We start from the raw sequence: 18,046 nt of genomic DNA on the forward strand, positions 1-18,046 counted from the left end.
AAAAAAACGACTATGAGACAAACGACAACTATATTTTTCATTTTTCTTTTCTGGAATGTATATGGACAAAAATGGCATTTAAGCAGGATAGATAAGAGCGCAAAGTTCAATTATGTTTATTTTTTTCAATTTGACAATAAAGAAGACACATCATCCTTTAATTTTGAAAAAAAAGCAGGAAACTTAAGTGCTACAATTCAACTGACCGACAACAGAGGTGACACGGATCTATTTGCGTCAATTGTTATAAAGGGTTTAGACAATGATACTTTACTTTATATTATAACAGACCTTTACGGGCTTGGAACTGTAAAATTGAAACCTGGAAACTATCGTATTAAAGTATCATCAATGAACTATGAAGAGTTTTCATATGACTTCACAATTTCTGAAGGAGAATATTTTGATTTAAAAATAAAGCTTGGTTTGGCACCCGAGTTGGACGTTTATCAAATAAACGCTAAGAATGAACTGAATGAACAAGAAATTCAATCAATCATAAATTGCGTAAAGACAAATAGACAAGACTTCCATAAAAAATGTTCGGACAAAGACAGATACAATATATCAATTCAAATTTAAAAGAAAACAAAATATATATAATTTCTCCTAACCAAGAAACGTTGTTCTTTGCACCTAAAACAACTCTATGATTAAGGTTTTTTTTTGTATTTTTAATGTCTAATTGTGGAGAGAATTTGCACCTTCACTAAGACGAAAAACGTTAGCGGCAAAACTGCCTTTTACTACTAAAACCAATGAATAGAGAAAAATGAACAATTTATACAACCAAGCAGACGTTGCAACAATAGTAAAAAGAATAGAACACCTTCAATCAACTTCCGATAGACAATGGGGGAAAATGAACCCGGCTCAAATGTTAGCCCATGTCAATGCATTACTTGAAACAACGCTTGGCAAAAACCCTCAAAAACGATTGTTTATTGGAAGAATTTTGGGCGGATTTTTTAAAAGAAGTTACCTTAGTCCAAATCAATTTTCCAAAAATGCGCCAACAGGAAAAAACTATGTTTTTCCGGATCAACAAAATTTTGAAACAGAAAAAATGAAAGCTCTTCAACTTATCAGAGAATTTCATGAGGGTGGACCAGAAAAATGCACAACATTGCCTCATCCATTTTTTGGTTTCTTGACACCAAATGAATGGGCGATAGCACAATGGAAACATATCGATCATCATTTGAGACAATTTGGGAATTAAATCACGAATTAGTAAATGAATTATGCACGAAATGAAAACTACATTTAGTTACTCACTTGAGGGACAAGAAACCGAACGATTAACGTTCCGGAAATTAACAGAACAAGATTTTGATACGTGGCTGGAATTCTGCAAATTTCCCGACTCATTAATATATGTTTTTTCGCAAGAACAATTAAAAATTGAAGACCCTATCGAAAGATGCCGCATTTGGTTCGACCGCGTTTTTAACCGATACAACAGCGAACTCGGTGGCATGAACGTGTTAATCGAGAAACAAACTGGCGCATTGGTAGGGCAATGTGGATTGCTCATTCAAACAATCGATGGAGTTCAAGAGTTAGAAATTGGTTATTCGATCATGCCCGCATTTCGAGGAAAAGGTTATGCAACTGAAGCCGCAATAAAATGCAAACAAGTTGCCTTTGAACAAAATTATTCGCAGTCACTCATTTCAATAATTGTTCCCGAAAACACAGCTTCGATTGGTGTAGCGTTGAACAATGGCATGCAGTTAGACAAAACTACAATGAGCAATGGCGATCGTGTAAACATTTATCGAATCGACAAATAATATCATTTAAATGATTTAATTCACCCATTCGCCATTTAAACTTCAACTATTAAAAAAATCAGCTGTTTCAGTTGCTTCAAAAGTTAACGCGTTGCTGTTCCAAATACTTTAGCTGTCGAAAGTGTTAAAAAAAATTGGCGCCCATTTCCCGCTTTCCGCTGTATATTTTCCTGCTACCTTCGAGTCCCGACGTTTCGGGATCAGGTGGCAGGAAAATGATGCCGCTCCAATCGGGGGTCGGGGTTTCGTTTTTCAAGTAATGTGATTATTAGAAAACAGTATATTTGAGTTAACTAAAAATAGAACCATGAAATTCTACACAATAATATTATTATTCATTTTCATCAGTTGCGCTAGAGAAAAAAATACGAAAATTAAAAAAGATGAAAAATCAGAACCGAAAGTAATTAGAAATGAACAATTGCTTAATAAATTTAAAACGATAGTCATTGATAGTTTCTATGTCTATTCGACTTATGAAAACAATAAATTTGAAGGTGTAAGAATTGAAAAATCAGAAGCGAAAATTTTCCCTGAAGAAATTATTCTTACCTATTCAGAAATTGATATTTTTGCTTGTTACAAATTCATTATTGATTCAACTAGAATTGGATTAATTGCAAGAACACCATCAGAGTATTCATCAACTTCCATTAAACTTTTTATTTACGACAAAAAAAGCAATTCCATAATAAATTATATAGAATTAGCTGAAAGTTGGGGCGACGCGGGCGAATCAATGGAGAAAAGATCATGGTTGTTTTGGGAAAATAACAAACTAAAATTATTATCAGAAAAAACAGAAAGAACTGACCATCGTGCTTATGCAGAAGATGAAAACGACACTATTGTTGAAATATGGAATAATTTATATTTAATCGATTTTAAAAATTCAATTTTTGACACTTTAAATACATCTGAGAAAAGAATTAGAAGCAAATATTATAAATTATTGAACAAAGCTAGTTACTAAAAGCCGCTTGGTAAAAGTTGCTGATTTGTATTTTCAACTAAAAAAAAACGCAATAAATGAAAGATGAATTTTATAAAAAGTTCATCAAAAATGGAAGGAATAATAAATATCACATAAAACTGAAAAAATGAAAACACTATTAGCTGGAACTTTAATATTAATTGGAATAAACTCATGTAGTTTGATCTTTGGTCAAAAAAATCTGGATGCTATCAAAAATGAACATGCTTTAAAATTATACATTCAAGCACAAGCCGAAGATGCTAAGGGTTCAGTCGGATTTAAAAAGGCGATTGAACTGTTGAATGAAGCCAATAGCATTGAACCGAATAACGCAATGATTTTACATGAAAGAGGATTAATTAAAATTCATTCTCATCTTGATGTTCAAGGAGGATTCGAAGATTTACAGAAATCAATCGATTTTTCCAAAGATGAAAACAGTAAGCAAATTCGATATAATAACAGAGGTCTTTCGTATATGGATATCGGTGAAAGGGAAAAAGCTTGTTTGGATTGGGCCAAAGCTGGAAATTACGGAAAATCCTATTTGAAAAAATACTGTAATTAGTAATAGTGCTTATCATCACCGGCTCTGAATTCAAACTTTTGAAATCAATAACGGTGTCTTGTTTCTGATTTTTTCGTATTTTTCATTAATGATTGCAGCGAATGATGGCGCTTTTTTGAAAATACTGAACGTTCGGTTTAACTAAAACCAAAATATATGACATTTAAAATTTTATTAATTTTTATTGTGCTGTCGTTATTAGCATGTTCAGGAAAAATCAAAGATGAAATTTCTGAAACTGATAAAATCATTGATGCTAAATCAATGAAAGAGTTGAATTTTAATGAATACAAAGTTAACAAAGGTCAGATTGGTGAAATTAAAATAGGAATGAAAATTTCTTCTTTAAAAAATGAATTATCAAAATTCACTAAACAACAAGTTGGAGCTTATGATTTCGGATTTGATGGAGGAGGTGAAGCGTTCTTATATTCTTATAACAATGAACCGGTTTTTGCTTTAGTTCCTGCATATGAAACTGATTCAATAATTGCAATAATTGGACTTCATAAAAACTTGATTTTTAAATCGGGATTTCAAATTGGTATGACAGTCAAAGAAATATTAAAATTTCAACCCAATTGTACAATAAATTTAAATTTAATGAGTGAATGGGAGGAGATTTATGATGATAAAAATGATTTTATTTTGGTATTTATAACTGATGAAGAAAATAGAATTGGAAAATATATAGCTATTAATGAATCTTCAAAACCTATTAATTTAAATCCTAAATTGACATGGGTAACTATATGGTGATAAAACTAAGAGGCGTTAATCAAAATGGGGCAGAGGGAATATCCTTTTTAACCTGCTTCTTCACGAAAGCGCTAAATCATTACCTTAAAAACAAAACAAACCCATAAAACACATGAAAAAAATCATAACTATCCTAACATTAATTATTTCGATTAATTCGGTAGGACAAAAAAATTATCTTTCGATTGGGAACGCTACAAATGGATTATGTTTTGGAAATTCAACTCAATTTAACGGAGTTAGATTTAATGTGATTGATAAAAACTGTTTTAAAAATAATGGCTTTAATTTATCTTTAATTTCAGAATCACAATTGACCAATGGTGTTAATTTGGGACTGTTAAGCGCGACACATGAGTTAGTAAATGGAATAAATATTGGCGGTTTATTTTCATCAGGTTCGTTTAACGGTATGTCAATAACTGGCTTTATGTCGATGTCTTCAAAAATAAATGGGATTGGTATTTCTGGAATTAATTCGGGAGATACATTAAATGGTTTGATGATAGGTTTATGGACAATATATGCTAACAAAGCAATAAACGGATTAGCAATAAGTACTTTTTTTGTCCATGCGCAACAACTAAGTGGAGTTTCGTTCACCTTATTGAAGAATGAATTTACAATTCAAAAAGGATTGTCTTTTTCACTTTTTAATGATGCAAAAGAATTACATGGTGTTCAAATTGGACTGATTAATTATGCGGGTAATAACAGGAGATTTTTAAGATGGACGCCCTTAATTAATTTCAATTTTAAATAAAAGGTCAGCTCAAAATAGTAATTTGGCAAAACAAAGGATTTTGTTCGTCAAGACGAGCACTTCGACAAGCGCGAAACGGTTACTTTTTTTAATTCGAACATTTACCAAATATGACAAGACTCTTTTTCATTCTTATTTTCTTTCAAAGCAATTTTCTGTTTGGTCAAGCTGAGTTTTTAAACAAATCACTTTTGGATCCTACTTATCCAGTTGCCTATCGTGGTTTTGAGAATAGAATTGTTGTAACAGGTTATGAAAAAGATTCTACTGTTGTTTTGGTTTGTGAAAAGGACACAATCAAAAAGCGCGGTGATTTTTATTTCTATGAGGGAAGTAAACTGAAAACAGACACGTTAAAAGCAATAAAAGACGGGAGAATATTTGCCCTGAAGAGTTATTCAATAGAAAATTTACGACAACCAAAAATATACCTTGGAACTATAAGAGATTCATTGGTAACAGTAGAAGAAATTTGCAATAATGCAGCGTTGATTGTATCATACGAACCACAAATTGCACTTCCTTGTATGCGCATTGTAAATTTTGATGGTCTTATTCTAAAAAGAGATGGCAAGAACATTCCATTGGTGAAAGAAGAACAGAAAACAGATAATTGGAGTTCTGAAAAATGGGAAAGAAAACGAGCTAAAATCGAAAGAAAAGGTGGCTCAATAGTTAATGGTACAAACCAATTCAACGCATATCAAATGAGACAGATCAAAAAAATGAAAGCTGGAGACGTTCTGCACATTCAAAACGGTACTTTATCATGTCCAACATGCGCGAACAAGAAAATTGTTGTTAATTTGAGATTCACAATAAAATGATATGCATATTTTAAAAGTAATTAACCAACTAAAAGGTGGCAAATAAAATTCTTTTTATAATTTTTACAATATTCACTATTTGTGTTGTGTGTTTTATAGATCATGGAGTTCGATCACATGATTTGAGATTTTATTATGGTAAGGATACTGGTTATTTCATAAGGATTGAATCAATAGTTATACTAAATACAATATTCTTTTTTCTAAAGGGATTCGAGAACAAAAAGCAAATAATAAATTGTATTATTTTAGGATTTATTGGAGGTGTGATAGGGCTTTTTTTAAGTATTTTTTGTTATTTGCTTGTTCCTTCTGACTATTATGGATTAACTTTTCACATAACAACACTTTTATTTAGTTTTTCGTCATATTTTATATTGAAAAAGTTGAAAATGTTACTAATTCCAAATAAAAAAAGCGCATAAACGTTTATATTTAAGAAGGCGACTTTGCCAAATTAGAAATCGTCACCTACAAAAAGAAAAGACAATGAAAAAAGCAATAATGATACTTGGATTTTTTGGGATTTTATCTTCAAGTGGCTTTTACGCGTATCAGAATTTCTTTAACCAAAATAAAAGCGTTGATAAAAAAGCCGAAACTTGGAATGACAGAATTGAAAGTTTTCTAAATCAAACGGACATAAAAGATGGCGATCTAATTTTCCAGACTTCGCAATCAGAACAAAGTAAAGCCATTCAACTTGCGACAAACTCAAAATATTCACATTGCGGAATAGTTTACAGCGAGAACGGACAGTTTTACGTTTTTGAAGCAATTCATCCTGTTAAGACAACACCCCTTGATAAATGGATTGCTCGTGGCAAAGACGGACATTTTGTTATCAAAAGACTTAAAAACGCAGACCAAGTTTTGACTTCCGAGACACTTCAAAAAATGAAGCAAGAAGGCGAGAAATTGAAAGGCAAAAGTTACGATCTGACTTTTGAGTGGTCAGATGATAAAATTTATTGCTCTGAATTAATTTGGAAAATATACCAACGTGCGACAGGAATTGAAATTGGAAAACTTCAAAAACTAAGCGACTTTGATTGGACAAATGAAACCGTTAAGCAGAAAATGAAAGAACGTTACGGGGACAAAATCCCAACTGAAGAAATTGTAATTTCACCAGCAGCAATTTTTTACAGTGAACTATTGATTACAGTAATAGAAAACGAATGACAACAGTTGAAGATAAAACGTCCTCTTGTAAAACGCTAGTAAAAGCAGGATTAATATGTAGTTTCGTGAATTATTGAAAACTTAATTTTAATTTTAAAATTGCCAAATTTCAATGTGGTACTTTTTCTGGTCCAACATGCGCGAACAAGAAAATTGTTGTTAATTTGAGATTTACAATAAAATAATATGCACTTTAATAAATAAAAAAAGTGCCAAAAAGATTATATTTGAGAAGGCGACTTTGCCAAATTGAAATTCAGATGAACACTTAAATATGAGCTAACCTATGGATAAAAAAATAAAAAACAAAATCGGAAATTCATTCCCAACTACACTAGTTATTGTTGGAGTAATTGCCGTGTTAGGATCTGTAGTAGAAATGTTTACTAATCCAATAATAGCCATCATTTTGTTGTTGGTTGGCTTGTTTATTTGCACCAGTTCTTATGGAACGGAAATAGATGTAACAAATAAAAAGTACAGAGAATATGGAAGTATTTATGGTTTGAAAAGAGGTAGTTGGTTTGATTCAAATACAATGCCCTATATAGCCATTCTCAGAAGCAGAAGCGGATATAGAATGTACAGTACCTCTAATCGCTCAACCACTGATACCACCGACTTTTATGATGTTTGTTTGTTAAATCAATCACATAGAAAAAAAGTGGTTTTAATGAAATTTAAATCAAAAGATGAAGCATTAAAATTTGCCAGTAACATGGAAAGTCAACTTGGAGTAGTGCTCACTCAGTTTAATCCAGTAATTAGCGAAAAAACAGCAACTAGAAGAAGATAAAACGTGCTCTTGTAAAACACGCGTAAAGGCGAAATTAATGTGTGGTTTCGTGATTTATTGAAAACTTAATTTTAATTTTAAAAATCGCCAAATTTCAAGCCGGCAAAATACACTGCGACACCATGAATAAAACAATCACTATTCTGTTTCTTGTAATTACGCTGAGTACATTTGGGCAGAAAAAGAACAATAATAATATTCGTAGTGAAAATGATTTAAAACCCAAACAATATCTTGCCACCAGAGATAGTATTATCAAAGAAACTATTTACGGATCTATATACATAACCAAAGATACAACAGCAGAAATGTACTCTTGGCTAGCCAATGAAACGATAGACACAATTGTTTTTAATGAAATGTTCACAACTGAGAATGTATCTGAATTTCTCAAAACGAACAAAATAAAAATGAAACACTTCACTAATAACTCGTTGAAAGGAAATTGGAGTTCTTTGTATCTATTAAATGGTAAATTTTACGTTTACTCTCCCTCAGATTGGATGTTTAACAAACAAATTTTGGTGACTGATTCTGCATTTTATCATCTTGGATCAGACGACTGGCGTATCGAATCAATTCAAGGATATGAATCAAAATCAAACGGAGACTTAACTTTTAACCTTACGGGATACAATGGTGAGTTAACAGTACTTTCAATTAGATTTATTGATAATGATAAAAACATTGCGCTGTGGCATCGCAAAAGTTCAGCCGGAGTTGATTTTTTTGAAATAAGAGTAAGGTCAGCTGAAGTTCGAAAATTCGATATGATAGTTAATGATTGTTTGGGTGTAAAATGCTTTCAAGAGTTTATCTTTGAAACACCCGAATATAATGAAATTATAAAATTATACGTAAACACATTTTTTAATAAGCCTTGTAATTCAAGTAAATATTAATTGAAAAATACAACAAACAAAATGCGTATTAAACATTTATTGCTATTCGTGTTGATGCTGAGGATGTCTATTGGTAATACCCAAGAATTTGCGGATAGCAAAAATCAAAAAAATGATATTAACAGTTACTCTGAAGTGAACAAAGATCCATTTCCATCAACTTTTTCTACGATTATTGTTGATGGTCAACCTTTTGATTCAGTGCGCTTTGATTTTAAAAATGATTGTGAAAAGAATTTTTCCACGAAAAAGATTGATTCATCATACTGCAATTTCTATATGTTGGATTTCAATGATACCGTATATTTCAGATCTGCAAGTTGTATTATTCAACCTCAAACAACCTCACCAGTTACTTTTAAATATCGTATTCAAAATGGATACGCAAACGGATTCATGCGCATACACTTACAAGCTGACAACTCCTTCACTTCGATTGATGGTAGGTTTTCTGAAGGGATTATTTCAACTGGAAGTCATTTAGAATACTTCCTTAATGGAACGTTAAAAACAAGTGGACAATACGAATTTGGTCAGCGCAGTGGCGTTTGGACATGGTATTTCGAAAGCGGGAAAATTAACAGAATAATAATATACGAAAAATCAGATCCCCTTAGAGAGATTGAGTTCGACAAAGAAGGGAATGTTGTAGCAGAATATGATTTTGTCAAAGAGAAAACGAATGCGAAAAAGCGCTAATTTATATCGTGTAAATTCACATGCTATCGAATAGGGCAAAATACCGAGTGATTATTTAAATTAACGTAGTTCAAACAAGCTTATTTTTCAAATGAAAAAAGGCAATAGGAGTGAAGCGTGTATTTTTTTGGCGCCCATTTCCCGCTTTCCGCTGTATATTTCCCTGCTACCTGATCCCGAAACGTCGGGACTCGAAGGCAGCAGGAAAATGATGCCGCTCCAATCGGGGGTCGGGGTTTTGTTTTTTCTGTAGAAAATTGTTCGTTGAATCAATAGAAGCGGGGAGCAATGAAAAGCTTTTTTTGGTGAGTTGAAAATAAAAAAAAGTATATTTGAATAAACACAACAAAAGTAGTGCGTATACACCCGGATTTTGGTGGATTGGTGAGGCTTTGTAGTGTTTATATACAAGTTAGCAGTAATATAAAACCACACCAATGGAAAATAAAGCTCAATTAATATTATTACTCACTATTGTTAGTTTGATTTTTGGTTGCGACACAAAGGCGATTTCGCAAAGCTTCCAGCTAAGCCAAAACGAACGAATAATTTGTGACACCTTACAAATAGATTCATCTATAATTCAAGACATAAGGAAGTATAATAACAACAAAATTGAATCATTCCATTATTCTCCTTCAAAAATGTATGTTGATGGAAAAGAGTCAGAGATTGATCCGATTTATTTAAAAGGATTGGTATTTGGTGAAAAGAATTCAAAATCATATGAATTAGTCTTTAACTTAATGGATGGCTTTAGGAAAAAAGGCTACACAATCTTTTTGTTAGAGAATAATTTTAATATTGATAATCAGCTAGATAATATTGGAGTTCTCAAGACTACTGATAAATATTCTATTTTGAAACAAATAGGAACTAATGGTATTAACTACGATATTGACAATGACAGTTTAATAAACATCATCAAACGTTTTGAGAAAAAGTATTCTCTAGAACTTATCGGTGCTTCAGGAGACTGGTGTGAATTTGTAATTAATAGTGAACCGAAAGACTGGACTAAATTTGCCAAAGAAGTATACAAAGTATGTCCGGATGTAGTAGATCAAGGTACAGGAACCATAGAAGCACTTTCAAACGAAATGAAAAATACAAAACGACTTTATTTATGGTGGGACTGACAAAAGAAATAAAAACTACTGCTAACACGCAGTAAGCAAAATGGCGAAACGGTTACACTTGAGAGAAAGCGCCACTTCGCCTACTGCCAAAACGTTAGTTGTCATTGTAGGACGACAGTATGAAACAGAAAAGTAAAGTAATCTTAATTATATCAATCACCTTAGGACTTATCCTGTTGACTGAAATTTTGGTCGGACAGTTTTTTCCTAACTTGACCTTTGTTAATGGTAACTTGACGATTGCCAACAGAATTCTTGGTTATTTTGCTTTTTCGGGTTTCATATTATCTATTCCAATTTTCTTCAAGGCGACCAAAACATTGACAATTCCATTAGGAGTTGTACTGTTTCTGATTTTGTTTATTAATTCATGCGCTGAAATATATCCTATAGACACAACAACTCAACCTCAAGACATTTCCGTTTTGCAGACAAATGAAGACGGAAGTAAGTTAGTTGTGAGAGAGCGAATAAACGCAAAGACAAATGGTATTATCAGAGACACAGTTTTAGTAAAAGACAATTTCATATTTAGACAAGTAATTGAAACCAGAAGGTAAACAACGAACCGCATAACACGGGGTTTACGTCAGGCGGGCTGACGTTTAAGCTTGGAACTTTGTGCTTCTAATAAACTTTAGTAATAAATTGAAGTTTTGTGCTCTGAAACCCGCCCGAACGCAAAGCCCCAAAACGTTATATACCATCGTAATACCCGAGCAAAACTTAAATTAATGGGAGTAATAATTATAATATCGATACTTTGTTTTGCCTTAATAGTAGGATTAATATGGTTAGTGATCTATTTCCCAACGAAATGGATATTTCCACAAAAGAAACTTAAAACAATTCGTTGGACAGTTTCGATATTGCTTGGTTCAATTGTAATCTGTTATTTACTTTTTACTTCGCCTGCTTACAATCATGAAAATGCTTCAATAAATCAAAAGGGTGATATTTTTGAACTAAGGTTTGCTGGAGAACGAATCTATATGAGTCATGATCCAATTTCTGCTTTAAGTAGAAGAACATTTACGGATACGTTTATTCTAAACTTACCGAGAAACAAAGGAGTAATAAGAGGAAATGAAATAATTAAGCAGGATGGATATCCATTATTGGGAAAAATCGAAATTAAAAAGGGAAAAGTAATGGTGAATTTATTTTATGACAACTTCGATGATCATATAAAAGATCCGCTTGATTATAACGGAATATATAAATTAAAGACGGTATATAACACCAAATAAGCAAAAGCGCGAAATTGATTATACTTGTTAGGCGCCTTTGCCTATTTGCAAAAACGTTAGCGGTCACCCTAAAAAAAAAAAACAGAATGAACATGAAACAACAAGAATCAAAATAACAATGGAGAAACAAAAAATTTATTTTCCAAACCTAAATGGACTAAGATTTATTGCTGCATTTTTAGTAATCATTCACCATATTGAACAAATTAAATCAATATATAATATTGAAAATTATTGTTACGAAATTTCGTTTGTCGGCATTATTGGTAAACTTGGGGTTGTTTTATTTTTTGTTTTAAGTGGTTTTTTAATCACTTATCTTCTTTTGGTTGAAGAACATACTTTCAAAAGGATTAGTATAAGAAAATTCTATATACGTAGAATGCTTCGTATATGGCCATTGTATTTCTTAATTATAATTTTGGCTTTTTTTGTTTTGCCTTATATTGACATATTTACCTTGCCGGGTTATGGCAAAGATGTAATTTATTCTAACCTATTATTAAAGTTGCTTTTGTATGCAATATTTTTTCCAAATCTTGTTTTGTCGCTATTAGGTGTGGTTCCATACGCCTCACACACATGGTCTATTGGAACAGAAGAACAATATTATTTAGTTTGGCCTATCATTCTAAAATACTTTAAAAAGTACAGAACAATATTAATGATATTTATTATCTTTTCGTATATAGCATTCAAAGCCATACTATTAACTAATTATTCTGACATTCTACCATACAGAAATGTTATTAAAGCATTTTGGTTATCGTTCAATATTGATTGTATGGCTATTGGTGGAATTTATGCTATATTATTATTTCAAAAAAATAAATTTCTTAAAGTAATACAAAACAAAACGGTATTTAACTTAACAATAACTTTAGTGGCATTTCTAATGTTAAAAAGGATTCACATACCATATATTCATTATGAATTTTATTCTGTTTTGTTTGGAATAATAATTTTAAATTTCGCTAGCAATGACAAAATTAAAATATCTCTTGAAAATAGGTTATTCAACTATTTAGGAAATATTTCATACGGATTATATATGTATCATCCCATTGGTATTGTATTAGCTTTAGCAATAAGTATCTCAATCGGCCTTACAACAAATTGGTTCATCTATCCACTTAGTTTTACCTTAACAATAATTATAGCAGGACTTTCATATAAATATTTCGAATCGTTCTTTCTTAAGTTTAAGGACAAATTTTCAATCGTTTTGAGTGGAAACAGAGCTTAAAATAAAAGGGCGAACCGCTAACACGGGTTTGGCAAGATGGCGGGTTCAGTGCTCCATAGATACATTTGTGCGTAATCAAACATTGGTTCTCCGCATCAGCATTTGTGGTGAAAATCGCCACTTCTGCAAGCTGCAAAACGTTGTGCGATATTTTGACCGAAAACCCTGAAATAATTTCACGTACATAGAATTGTGGATCAAATACACGTACTTTAATTCTGGTACAAGAGTGTTATATAAAATTGATAACAAAGGAAAAATAGTAGCGAAGAAAAAATACAATCTATGTGACGACTTTGGGTAGGCTCATTTTTATAGCTCTTAATGATAACAGCTGTTTTTCATGTCAAATCCTGGCGTTATAAATTGATGGAAGCGAAAAACACATTTTACTTTTTTCATTAAGTTTTATGGAATATGGAATGAGAGTGCATCTTTATTTTGAACTGCAGAACAATTGATGGGAAAATACTTGTTTTCACTTTTTTAGTAGCAATCAACTTTTATCATTTTAAAGCTAACATGTGCCATTTGTTTATTATATTTAGTAAAGCAAATCAATATTTTACAAACAATGCAACGCAATGAGTTGCAGTAAAACCAACATAGAATAAACCAATAAAAACAGCAATTATGTATAAAATGAACCAACTTGTGATCCTTTGTTTATTGTTCTTGTCAACATTTTCATTTGGACAAACAACTACACAAACCCCTGAAAATACCGCTTATATTGATGTGACTGGAACGGTAGAAAAAGAGGTGATTCCAGACGAGATTTACATTCAAATAATTATTCGTGAAAAGTATGTAAACAAAGTCAAGGTGTCAATTGAAGAACAAGAGGTGAAACTGAAAAACGCTTTAAAATCAATAGAAATCGATTTGTCAAATTTGTTCCTTTCTGATGTAAATGCAAATTATGTGAAAGTCAGTTGGCAAAAAAAAGATGTGTTAACGAAAAAAGATTACACTTTGAAAGTGTCGAATGCAACAGCAGTTGGTAAAGTTTTTCAGGAATTAGATAAACTTGAAATTACGGAAGCTTCCATTTCGAAAGTTAACCACTCAAAAATTGACAGTTTACAGCAAGAAGTAAGGATTTTAGCGATAAAAGCAGCGAAAGAAAAAGCCGATTATTTATTGGCTGCAATAGGAGAACAAACGGGCAAACCATTAATTGTAACAGAAACTCCAATTACACTTACACGACTGGATATGGCTAGAATGCCTGTTAGAAGTGCTAATTTTGTTGCTTCCTCAATTGAAGAAAGTGATCTAAAATCTTATGAAATAGATTTTCAAAAAATCAAGTTGTCGGCTAGTATTTATGTCAAGTTTTCTATAAAATAATCGTGTTTTAGTTGAAAATAATTGATTGTTTTCAACATGACAGTTAATAAAACCAACTCATTATCTGAAAACACAAGAAATTGGTTACACGAATTAAAATTTATTTTTACGGAATATTCACGTACATTTGTGAAATAAATACACCAATTATGAGCACTTCAATTAAAGAACATGCACGGTTTGATGCAAGACTTCCAAAAGAACAAAAACTATTCTTTGAAAAAGCTGCATTATTAGGTGGTTATAGGAGTTTAACTGACTTTATTATATTAACGGTGCAAGAAAAAGCAAAAGAAATCGTTCAAGAAAAAGAACAACTATTAGCTTCTGAAAGAGATAGTCAAATCTTTTTTGATGCAATAACAAATCCAAAAAAACCTTCCAAAACGCTAAAAAACGCTTTAGATGATTATCGTGTTTTTATGCAAAATTCAAGGAAATGATTGAACTTTTGAATAAAAAACACAGGCGAGAAGATTTTGACTGTGGAAAACAGCTTTTAAACAATTATATAAAAACTCAAGCAGGTCAAGATATTAAAAGGAAGTTAACCGCTTGTTTTGTGCTTTCTCAAAATGGAACAACTATTCAAGGATACTATACACTTTCAAATTATAGCATTCCTTTGAGCAGTTTTTCAAAACAAATTCAACAGAAACTTCCTAAATCATACAATGCTATTCCAACAACATTACTCGGAAGATTAGCAATCGACAAAAAACACCAAGGTCAAGGAATAGGTAAAATTCTTCTAATTGATGCATTAAAAAGAAGCTTTGAAATAGCAAGTGAAATAGGCTCATTTGCAGTAGTTGTTGACCCGATAGACAAAGAAGCCGAAAAATTTTACGGAAAATATGATTTCATAAAACTTCCTGATAGCGAAAAGATGTTCATTGCAATCAAAACATTACAAGAACTATTCGGATAATTTGAAATGCTACATGCTACATCAATTTTGCAAAACGCAACGAGACGCTAAACAAAAAACATACTATTTAGCATTTCAAACGTATTTTTAATTAAAACAACCTTAAATTAGTAAAAAAAACAGCATGAAAAGTATACTAGCACTAGCAGCAATCATTCTCTTTAACAGTCATCTGTTTGCGGCTAATTGTTATGTAATCAGACTTGTTGATTCGTATACTTCTGAAATAATTGAAATTGCACAAATAAAATCGGTTTATCATAAAAAATACCAATTAGACAGTGTCAATAACCTGATTTATATTTGCCAACCAAAAGAAAAAAAACTTTCAATCATTGTTGCGAATTACGAGGAAATAGAAACTGAAATGGTTTTTAAAAACAAGCGTGGTGATACCTTGCTGATGAAAATGAAACCTGTTGATTCGATCATTCAAAACAGATTCAATGAATTATTTATTCAGCCTAAGGCGAAAGACACGCTCATTTTTTATTCGCAGCAACAGCTTAAAGAAAAACTACATACATATTTGAATTATTTAAGCGTTTTGAAAGGTCAGTGTGAAAATGGGATGTGTAATTATTCAAGTAACTACGTTTACAACTTTCAATTCACGAAATCAGCAGGCTTTTACCAAATAAGTTCAATTACGAAAACACAACCACTTGAATACACCTGCGCTCCTTTAGATGATGCGTTAAACAATTTAAAAATTAATTTCCCAAGCTTTCAATTAGCAGGAGAAAACGAAGTTTTTCGATGTGTTATTTCAATAAAATTATAGCGCAGTAGGAATAATTCATGTTGAGACGAATAAAAAATCACAAAGTAAATATTTGTTGTGTAGCAAGTTGAAAGTGGGGTTTTAATTAAGATTAAAGAGTTTAGAAATCAATAGATTATAAAAATCAAAAGACAACTAGAACTTTTCATGAACAATATATTTATAAGAATTACGTTGACTTAAGATTATAAAATCACGTATAGTTTTGGTTTCCGGTCTAGGCTGAAACCGTTGATACAACTACTAACAAAAAATGAAATAGCTAATAGACATGTTAATAATTGGATTAATTTTTTTCATTACTATACTAGTAGCCTTATCCTACGGTTTCGTATCATTCGCAAAAGAAGAATCAAAAGGAGTAACGCTTTATTTCAACACATTTCTGGTTCTGCTATATTTCACAGCCTGGATTATTTTTTTTGTGGGATTATCTTTTCATGGAAGTGAATACTACGTACCCATTGACCCAGTTGATAGCGATTACACACCTTTATCAAATAAACATACCTTTTCATTCAGCGTGTTTTTTGTTCTAAGTATTTTGGCTATTTATAACATATGGAAATCGAAAAAAAAGCAGCCACCTCTTTTACTTGTTTGTTATTTGTCGTTTTTAATCATTGGAATTGTTCTTAATTTTTTTCTTGCACTTCAACTATTTTCAAGAAGTGATGGAAATAATAACATCGATAGTTCAGGAGGGCATTTAATGATGATAGTTCCTTTTATTCATGTTGTTTTTTCTGTGTTTCTTCTGTTAAAAGTGATGAAAGAAGAACGAATTGATGCTGAAAATAGAGAATTTAAAAACAAATTCCTCAATCATCTAAACACCAAGTTGCAACAAACAAATATTTTACCATTATGGACAATAATCGCTCTTTTACCCATTTTTATCATTATTACGGTTATTTTAGTTTTGTTCGGTCAAGAAGTTGATTCATTAACAAAGGTTTTTACCGAAACAACAACTTGGCAATTTTCGCAAAAAACGCATCCTCCTTATTTAGATCATAATGGACATTATTTATGCACAGTGGCTGCATGTGGAACCCCAAAAGTTGTAAAACCAATAAGAATTGGAATAAGACATGGTGAAGAAATCATTGTTAATCGTCAGTTGTTGATAGCCAATGCATTTGAAGACATCATTACGAAGAAATATCCGAGAATTCATTCAATAATTAGAAGGAATTATGACAAATATGGATACCCATTATCCAAGGACATTAACACAAAACTAAAATCTAATTTGACCTATATTTTAATGAAACCATTCGAATGGTTTTTTTTACTATTCATTTATTTACAAGCTGAAAGTCCAGAAAAATTGATAAATGAGCAATATAAATCAAACACAGATTAAGCAAGAACTTGAATTTTTATTCCTGAAAAAAAACTTTGAAAAATACGTACTCCTTTCTCACCAGAATCCTGCCTGTTAATGTTTATTAAGAGTGTTTCAAACATATAGTGCTACTTAGAAAGGTTTTTAAGCGTATGTTTATTTCGTATAAAATTAATTCAAGCAAAATTATGATAGACAAACCAAAAATATTGATGTTTTCAATTTTGGGGCTCATAGCCATAGCTATATTAACTCAGTATGAAATTAGAGAATATTTACGTTTTGTTCCATCGAATTATTTTCGATTAAAACTTGTCCTGCAATACGGAACAGCAATAGTCTTTATTGCGATTTCTGCTATTGGAGGAATAAAACTTTTTTTTAAACACAAAACACTTTATATCGATAACGTAACCATGAAAGAAAGAACTACGCTTAAAGAAACAAATATAAATTAACTGTCTCTAACACAAGTTTTGAGTCAGGCGTGCTGACGTGCAAACTTGACATTTTGAGCTTCTAATGAACTTTAGTAATAAATTGAAACTTTTTTCTCCGAATCCTGACAGAACGCAAATTCAGAAAAACGTTATATGTAATTCCCCCTGTCCCCGCCGAAAAAGGACTGACTTCCCATGCTAACGTTTAGCAATAAAATTCTAATTTCATTTTAGCTTTAATTCAAACCGATTTTTCAATTGATGCTACGAGCTCGTGCGTA

Annotated in this window: 22 protein-coding genes; all 22 read left to right on the top strand. The window is 31.5% G+C overall.

Going from position 1 to position 18,046, the window contains the following annotated elements:
• Nucleotides 1-12: 12 nt before the first annotated feature.
• On the top strand, nucleotides 13-582 hold the full coding sequence (locus KA468_RS06105) for a carboxypeptidase-like regulatory domain-containing protein (protein ID WP_291242052.1): 570 nt from the start codon (nucleotides 13-15) through the stop codon (nucleotides 580-582).
• Nucleotides 583-772: 190 nt separating this feature from the next.
• A complete protein-coding gene (locus tag KA468_RS06110) occupies nucleotides 773-1,222 on the top strand; it encodes a DUF1569 domain-containing protein (RefSeq protein ID WP_291242053.1) in 450 nt (149 codons plus the stop codon).
• 31 nt (nucleotides 1,223-1,253) lie between these two features.
• Nucleotides 1,254-1,796: a GNAT family N-acetyltransferase gene (locus KA468_RS06115; protein ID WP_291242054.1), complete on the top strand. Its 543-nt coding sequence runs from the start codon at nucleotides 1,254-1,256 to the stop codon at nucleotides 1,794-1,796.
• Nucleotides 1,797-2,103: 307 nt separating this feature from the next.
• Nucleotides 2,104-2,769, top strand: a complete 666-nt coding sequence (locus tag KA468_RS06120; protein ID WP_291242055.1) for a hypothetical protein — start codon at nucleotides 2,104-2,106, stop codon at nucleotides 2,767-2,769.
• Between the two features lie 127 nt (nucleotides 2,770-2,896).
• Nucleotides 2,897-3,340, top strand: coding sequence for a hypothetical protein (locus KA468_RS06125; RefSeq protein WP_291242056.1), 444 nt, complete (start codon nucleotides 2,897-2,899; stop codon nucleotides 3,338-3,340).
• A 156-nt stretch (nucleotides 3,341-3,496) separates the two neighbouring features.
• Entirely contained in the window at nucleotides 3,497-4,099 is a 603-nt protein-coding gene (locus tag KA468_RS06130) for a hypothetical protein (protein WP_291242057.1), read from the top strand.
• Between the two features lie 112 nt (nucleotides 4,100-4,211).
• A complete protein-coding gene (locus KA468_RS06135) occupies nucleotides 4,212-4,862 on the top strand; it encodes a hypothetical protein (protein WP_291242058.1) in 651 nt (216 codons plus the stop codon).
• Between the two features lie 110 nt (nucleotides 4,863-4,972).
• A complete protein-coding gene (locus tag KA468_RS06140) occupies nucleotides 4,973-5,689 on the top strand; it encodes a hypothetical protein (protein WP_291242059.1) in 717 nt (238 codons plus the stop codon).
• Between the two features lie 489 nt (nucleotides 5,690-6,178).
• Nucleotides 6,179-6,874: a YiiX family permuted papain-like enzyme gene (locus KA468_RS06145; protein ID WP_291242060.1), complete on the top strand. Its 696-nt coding sequence runs from the start codon at nucleotides 6,179-6,181 to the stop codon at nucleotides 6,872-6,874.
• A 286-nt stretch (nucleotides 6,875-7,160) separates the two neighbouring features.
• Nucleotides 7,161-7,670 (top strand): hypothetical protein, encoded by a 510-nt coding sequence (locus tag KA468_RS06150; RefSeq protein ID WP_291242061.1) that lies wholly within the window; start codon nucleotides 7,161-7,163, stop codon nucleotides 7,668-7,670.
• Nucleotides 7,671-7,792: 122 nt separating this feature from the next.
• The gene (locus KA468_RS06155) at nucleotides 7,793-8,572 is read left to right on the top strand and encodes a hypothetical protein (protein WP_291242062.1); all 780 of its coding nucleotides are present in this window, start codon (nucleotides 7,793-7,795) and stop codon (nucleotides 8,570-8,572) included.
• 54 nt (nucleotides 8,573-8,626) lie between these two features.
• A complete protein-coding gene (locus tag KA468_RS06160) occupies nucleotides 8,627-9,271 on the top strand; it encodes a hypothetical protein (protein ID WP_291242063.1) in 645 nt (214 codons plus the stop codon).
• A 644-nt stretch (nucleotides 9,272-9,915) separates the two neighbouring features.
• Nucleotides 9,916-10,410, top strand: coding sequence for a DUF4253 domain-containing protein (locus KA468_RS06165; protein ID WP_291242064.1), 495 nt, complete (start codon nucleotides 9,916-9,918; stop codon nucleotides 10,408-10,410).
• Nucleotides 10,411-10,730: 320 nt separating this feature from the next.
• Nucleotides 10,731-10,970: a hypothetical protein gene (locus tag KA468_RS06170; RefSeq protein ID WP_291242065.1), complete on the top strand. Its 240-nt coding sequence runs from the start codon at nucleotides 10,731-10,733 to the stop codon at nucleotides 10,968-10,970.
• Between the two features lie 237 nt (nucleotides 10,971-11,207).
• The gene (locus KA468_RS06175) at nucleotides 11,208-11,660 is read left to right on the top strand and encodes a hypothetical protein (protein WP_291242066.1); all 453 of its coding nucleotides are present in this window, start codon (nucleotides 11,208-11,210) and stop codon (nucleotides 11,658-11,660) included.
• A 118-nt stretch (nucleotides 11,661-11,778) separates the two neighbouring features.
• Nucleotides 11,779-12,906 (top strand): acyltransferase, encoded by a 1,128-nt coding sequence (locus tag KA468_RS06180; RefSeq protein ID WP_291242067.1) that lies wholly within the window; start codon nucleotides 11,779-11,781, stop codon nucleotides 12,904-12,906.
• Nucleotides 12,907-13,548: 642 nt separating this feature from the next.
• Nucleotides 13,549-14,259, top strand: coding sequence for an SIMPL domain-containing protein (locus KA468_RS06185; RefSeq protein WP_291242068.1), 711 nt, complete (start codon nucleotides 13,549-13,551; stop codon nucleotides 14,257-14,259).
• 149 nt (nucleotides 14,260-14,408) lie between these two features.
• A complete protein-coding gene (locus tag KA468_RS06190; RefSeq protein ID WP_291242069.1) occupies nucleotides 14,409-14,702 on the top strand; it encodes a DUF1778 domain-containing protein in 294 nt (97 codons plus the stop codon).
• Nucleotides 14,699-15,190: a GNAT family N-acetyltransferase gene (locus KA468_RS06195; RefSeq protein WP_291242070.1), complete on the top strand. Its 492-nt coding sequence runs from the start codon at nucleotides 14,699-14,701 to the stop codon at nucleotides 15,188-15,190. The genes KA468_RS06190 and KA468_RS06195 overlap by 4 nt, the downstream gene beginning before the upstream one ends.
• Nucleotides 15,191-15,314: 124 nt before the next feature.
• Entirely contained in the window at nucleotides 15,315-15,974 is a 660-nt protein-coding gene (locus KA468_RS06200) for a hypothetical protein (RefSeq protein ID WP_291242071.1), read from the top strand.
• A 271-nt stretch (nucleotides 15,975-16,245) separates the two neighbouring features.
• The gene (locus KA468_RS06205) at nucleotides 16,246-17,343 is read left to right on the top strand and encodes a DUF6688 family protein (protein ID WP_291242072.1); all 1,098 of its coding nucleotides are present in this window, start codon (nucleotides 16,246-16,248) and stop codon (nucleotides 17,341-17,343) included.
• A gap of 170 nt (nucleotides 17,344-17,513) precedes the next feature.
• Entirely contained in the window at nucleotides 17,514-17,783 is a 270-nt protein-coding gene (locus KA468_RS06210) for a hypothetical protein (RefSeq protein WP_291242073.1), read from the top strand.
• The last annotated feature ends 263 nt before the right edge of the window (nucleotides 17,784-18,046 follow it).

Source organism: Flavobacterium sp., assembly GCF_017985075.1.
Taxonomy (GTDB): Bacteria; Bacteroidota; Bacteroidia; order Flavobacteriales; family Flavobacteriaceae; genus Flavobacterium.

Bases quoted from the DNA above. Each gene is read 5' to 3' on its own strand.
- KA468_RS06105 (WP_291242052.1), top strand. From the start codon at position 13: ATGAGACAAACGACAACTATATTTTTCATTTTTCTTTTCTGGAATGTA.
- KA468_RS06110 (WP_291242053.1), top strand. From the start codon at position 773: ATGAACAATTTATACAACCAAGCAGACGTTGCAACAATAGTAAAAAGA.
- KA468_RS06115 (WP_291242054.1), top strand. From the start codon at position 1,254: ATGAAAACTACATTTAGTTACTCACTTGAGGGACAAGAAACCGAACGA.
- KA468_RS06120 (WP_291242055.1), top strand. From the start codon at position 2,104: ATGAAATTCTACACAATAATATTATTATTCATTTTCATCAGTTGCGCT.
- KA468_RS06125 (WP_291242056.1), top strand. From the start codon at position 2,897: ATGAAAACACTATTAGCTGGAACTTTAATATTAATTGGAATAAACTCA.
- KA468_RS06130 (WP_291242057.1), top strand. From the start codon at position 3,497: ATGACATTTAAAATTTTATTAATTTTTATTGTGCTGTCGTTATTAGCA.
- KA468_RS06135 (WP_291242058.1), top strand. From the start codon at position 4,212: ATGAAAAAAATCATAACTATCCTAACATTAATTATTTCGATTAATTCG.
- KA468_RS06140 (WP_291242059.1), top strand. From the start codon at position 4,973: ATGACAAGACTCTTTTTCATTCTTATTTTCTTTCAAAGCAATTTTCTG.
- KA468_RS06145 (WP_291242060.1), top strand. From the start codon at position 6,179: ATGAAAAAAGCAATAATGATACTTGGATTTTTTGGGATTTTATCTTCA.
- KA468_RS06150 (WP_291242061.1), top strand. From the start codon at position 7,161: ATGGATAAAAAAATAAAAAACAAAATCGGAAATTCATTCCCAACTACA.
- KA468_RS06155 (WP_291242062.1), top strand. From the start codon at position 7,793: ATGAATAAAACAATCACTATTCTGTTTCTTGTAATTACGCTGAGTACA.
- KA468_RS06160 (WP_291242063.1), top strand. From the start codon at position 8,627: ATGCTGAGGATGTCTATTGGTAATACCCAAGAATTTGCGGATAGCAAA.
- KA468_RS06165 (WP_291242064.1), top strand. From the start codon at position 9,916: ATGTATGTTGATGGAAAAGAGTCAGAGATTGATCCGATTTATTTAAAA.
- KA468_RS06180 (WP_291242067.1), top strand. From the start codon at position 11,779: ATGGAGAAACAAAAAATTTATTTTCCAAACCTAAATGGACTAAGATTT.
- KA468_RS06185 (WP_291242068.1), top strand. From the start codon at position 13,549: ATGAACCAACTTGTGATCCTTTGTTTATTGTTCTTGTCAACATTTTCA.
- KA468_RS06190 (WP_291242069.1), top strand. From the start codon at position 14,409: ATGAGCACTTCAATTAAAGAACATGCACGGTTTGATGCAAGACTTCCA.
- KA468_RS06195 (WP_291242070.1), top strand. From the start codon at position 14,699: ATGATTGAACTTTTGAATAAAAAACACAGGCGAGAAGATTTTGACTGT.
- KA468_RS06200 (WP_291242071.1), top strand. From the start codon at position 15,315: ATGAAAAGTATACTAGCACTAGCAGCAATCATTCTCTTTAACAGTCAT.
- KA468_RS06205 (WP_291242072.1), top strand. From the start codon at position 16,246: ATGTTAATAATTGGATTAATTTTTTTCATTACTATACTAGTAGCCTTA.
- KA468_RS06210 (WP_291242073.1), top strand. From the start codon at position 17,514: ATGATAGACAAACCAAAAATATTGATGTTTTCAATTTTGGGGCTCATA.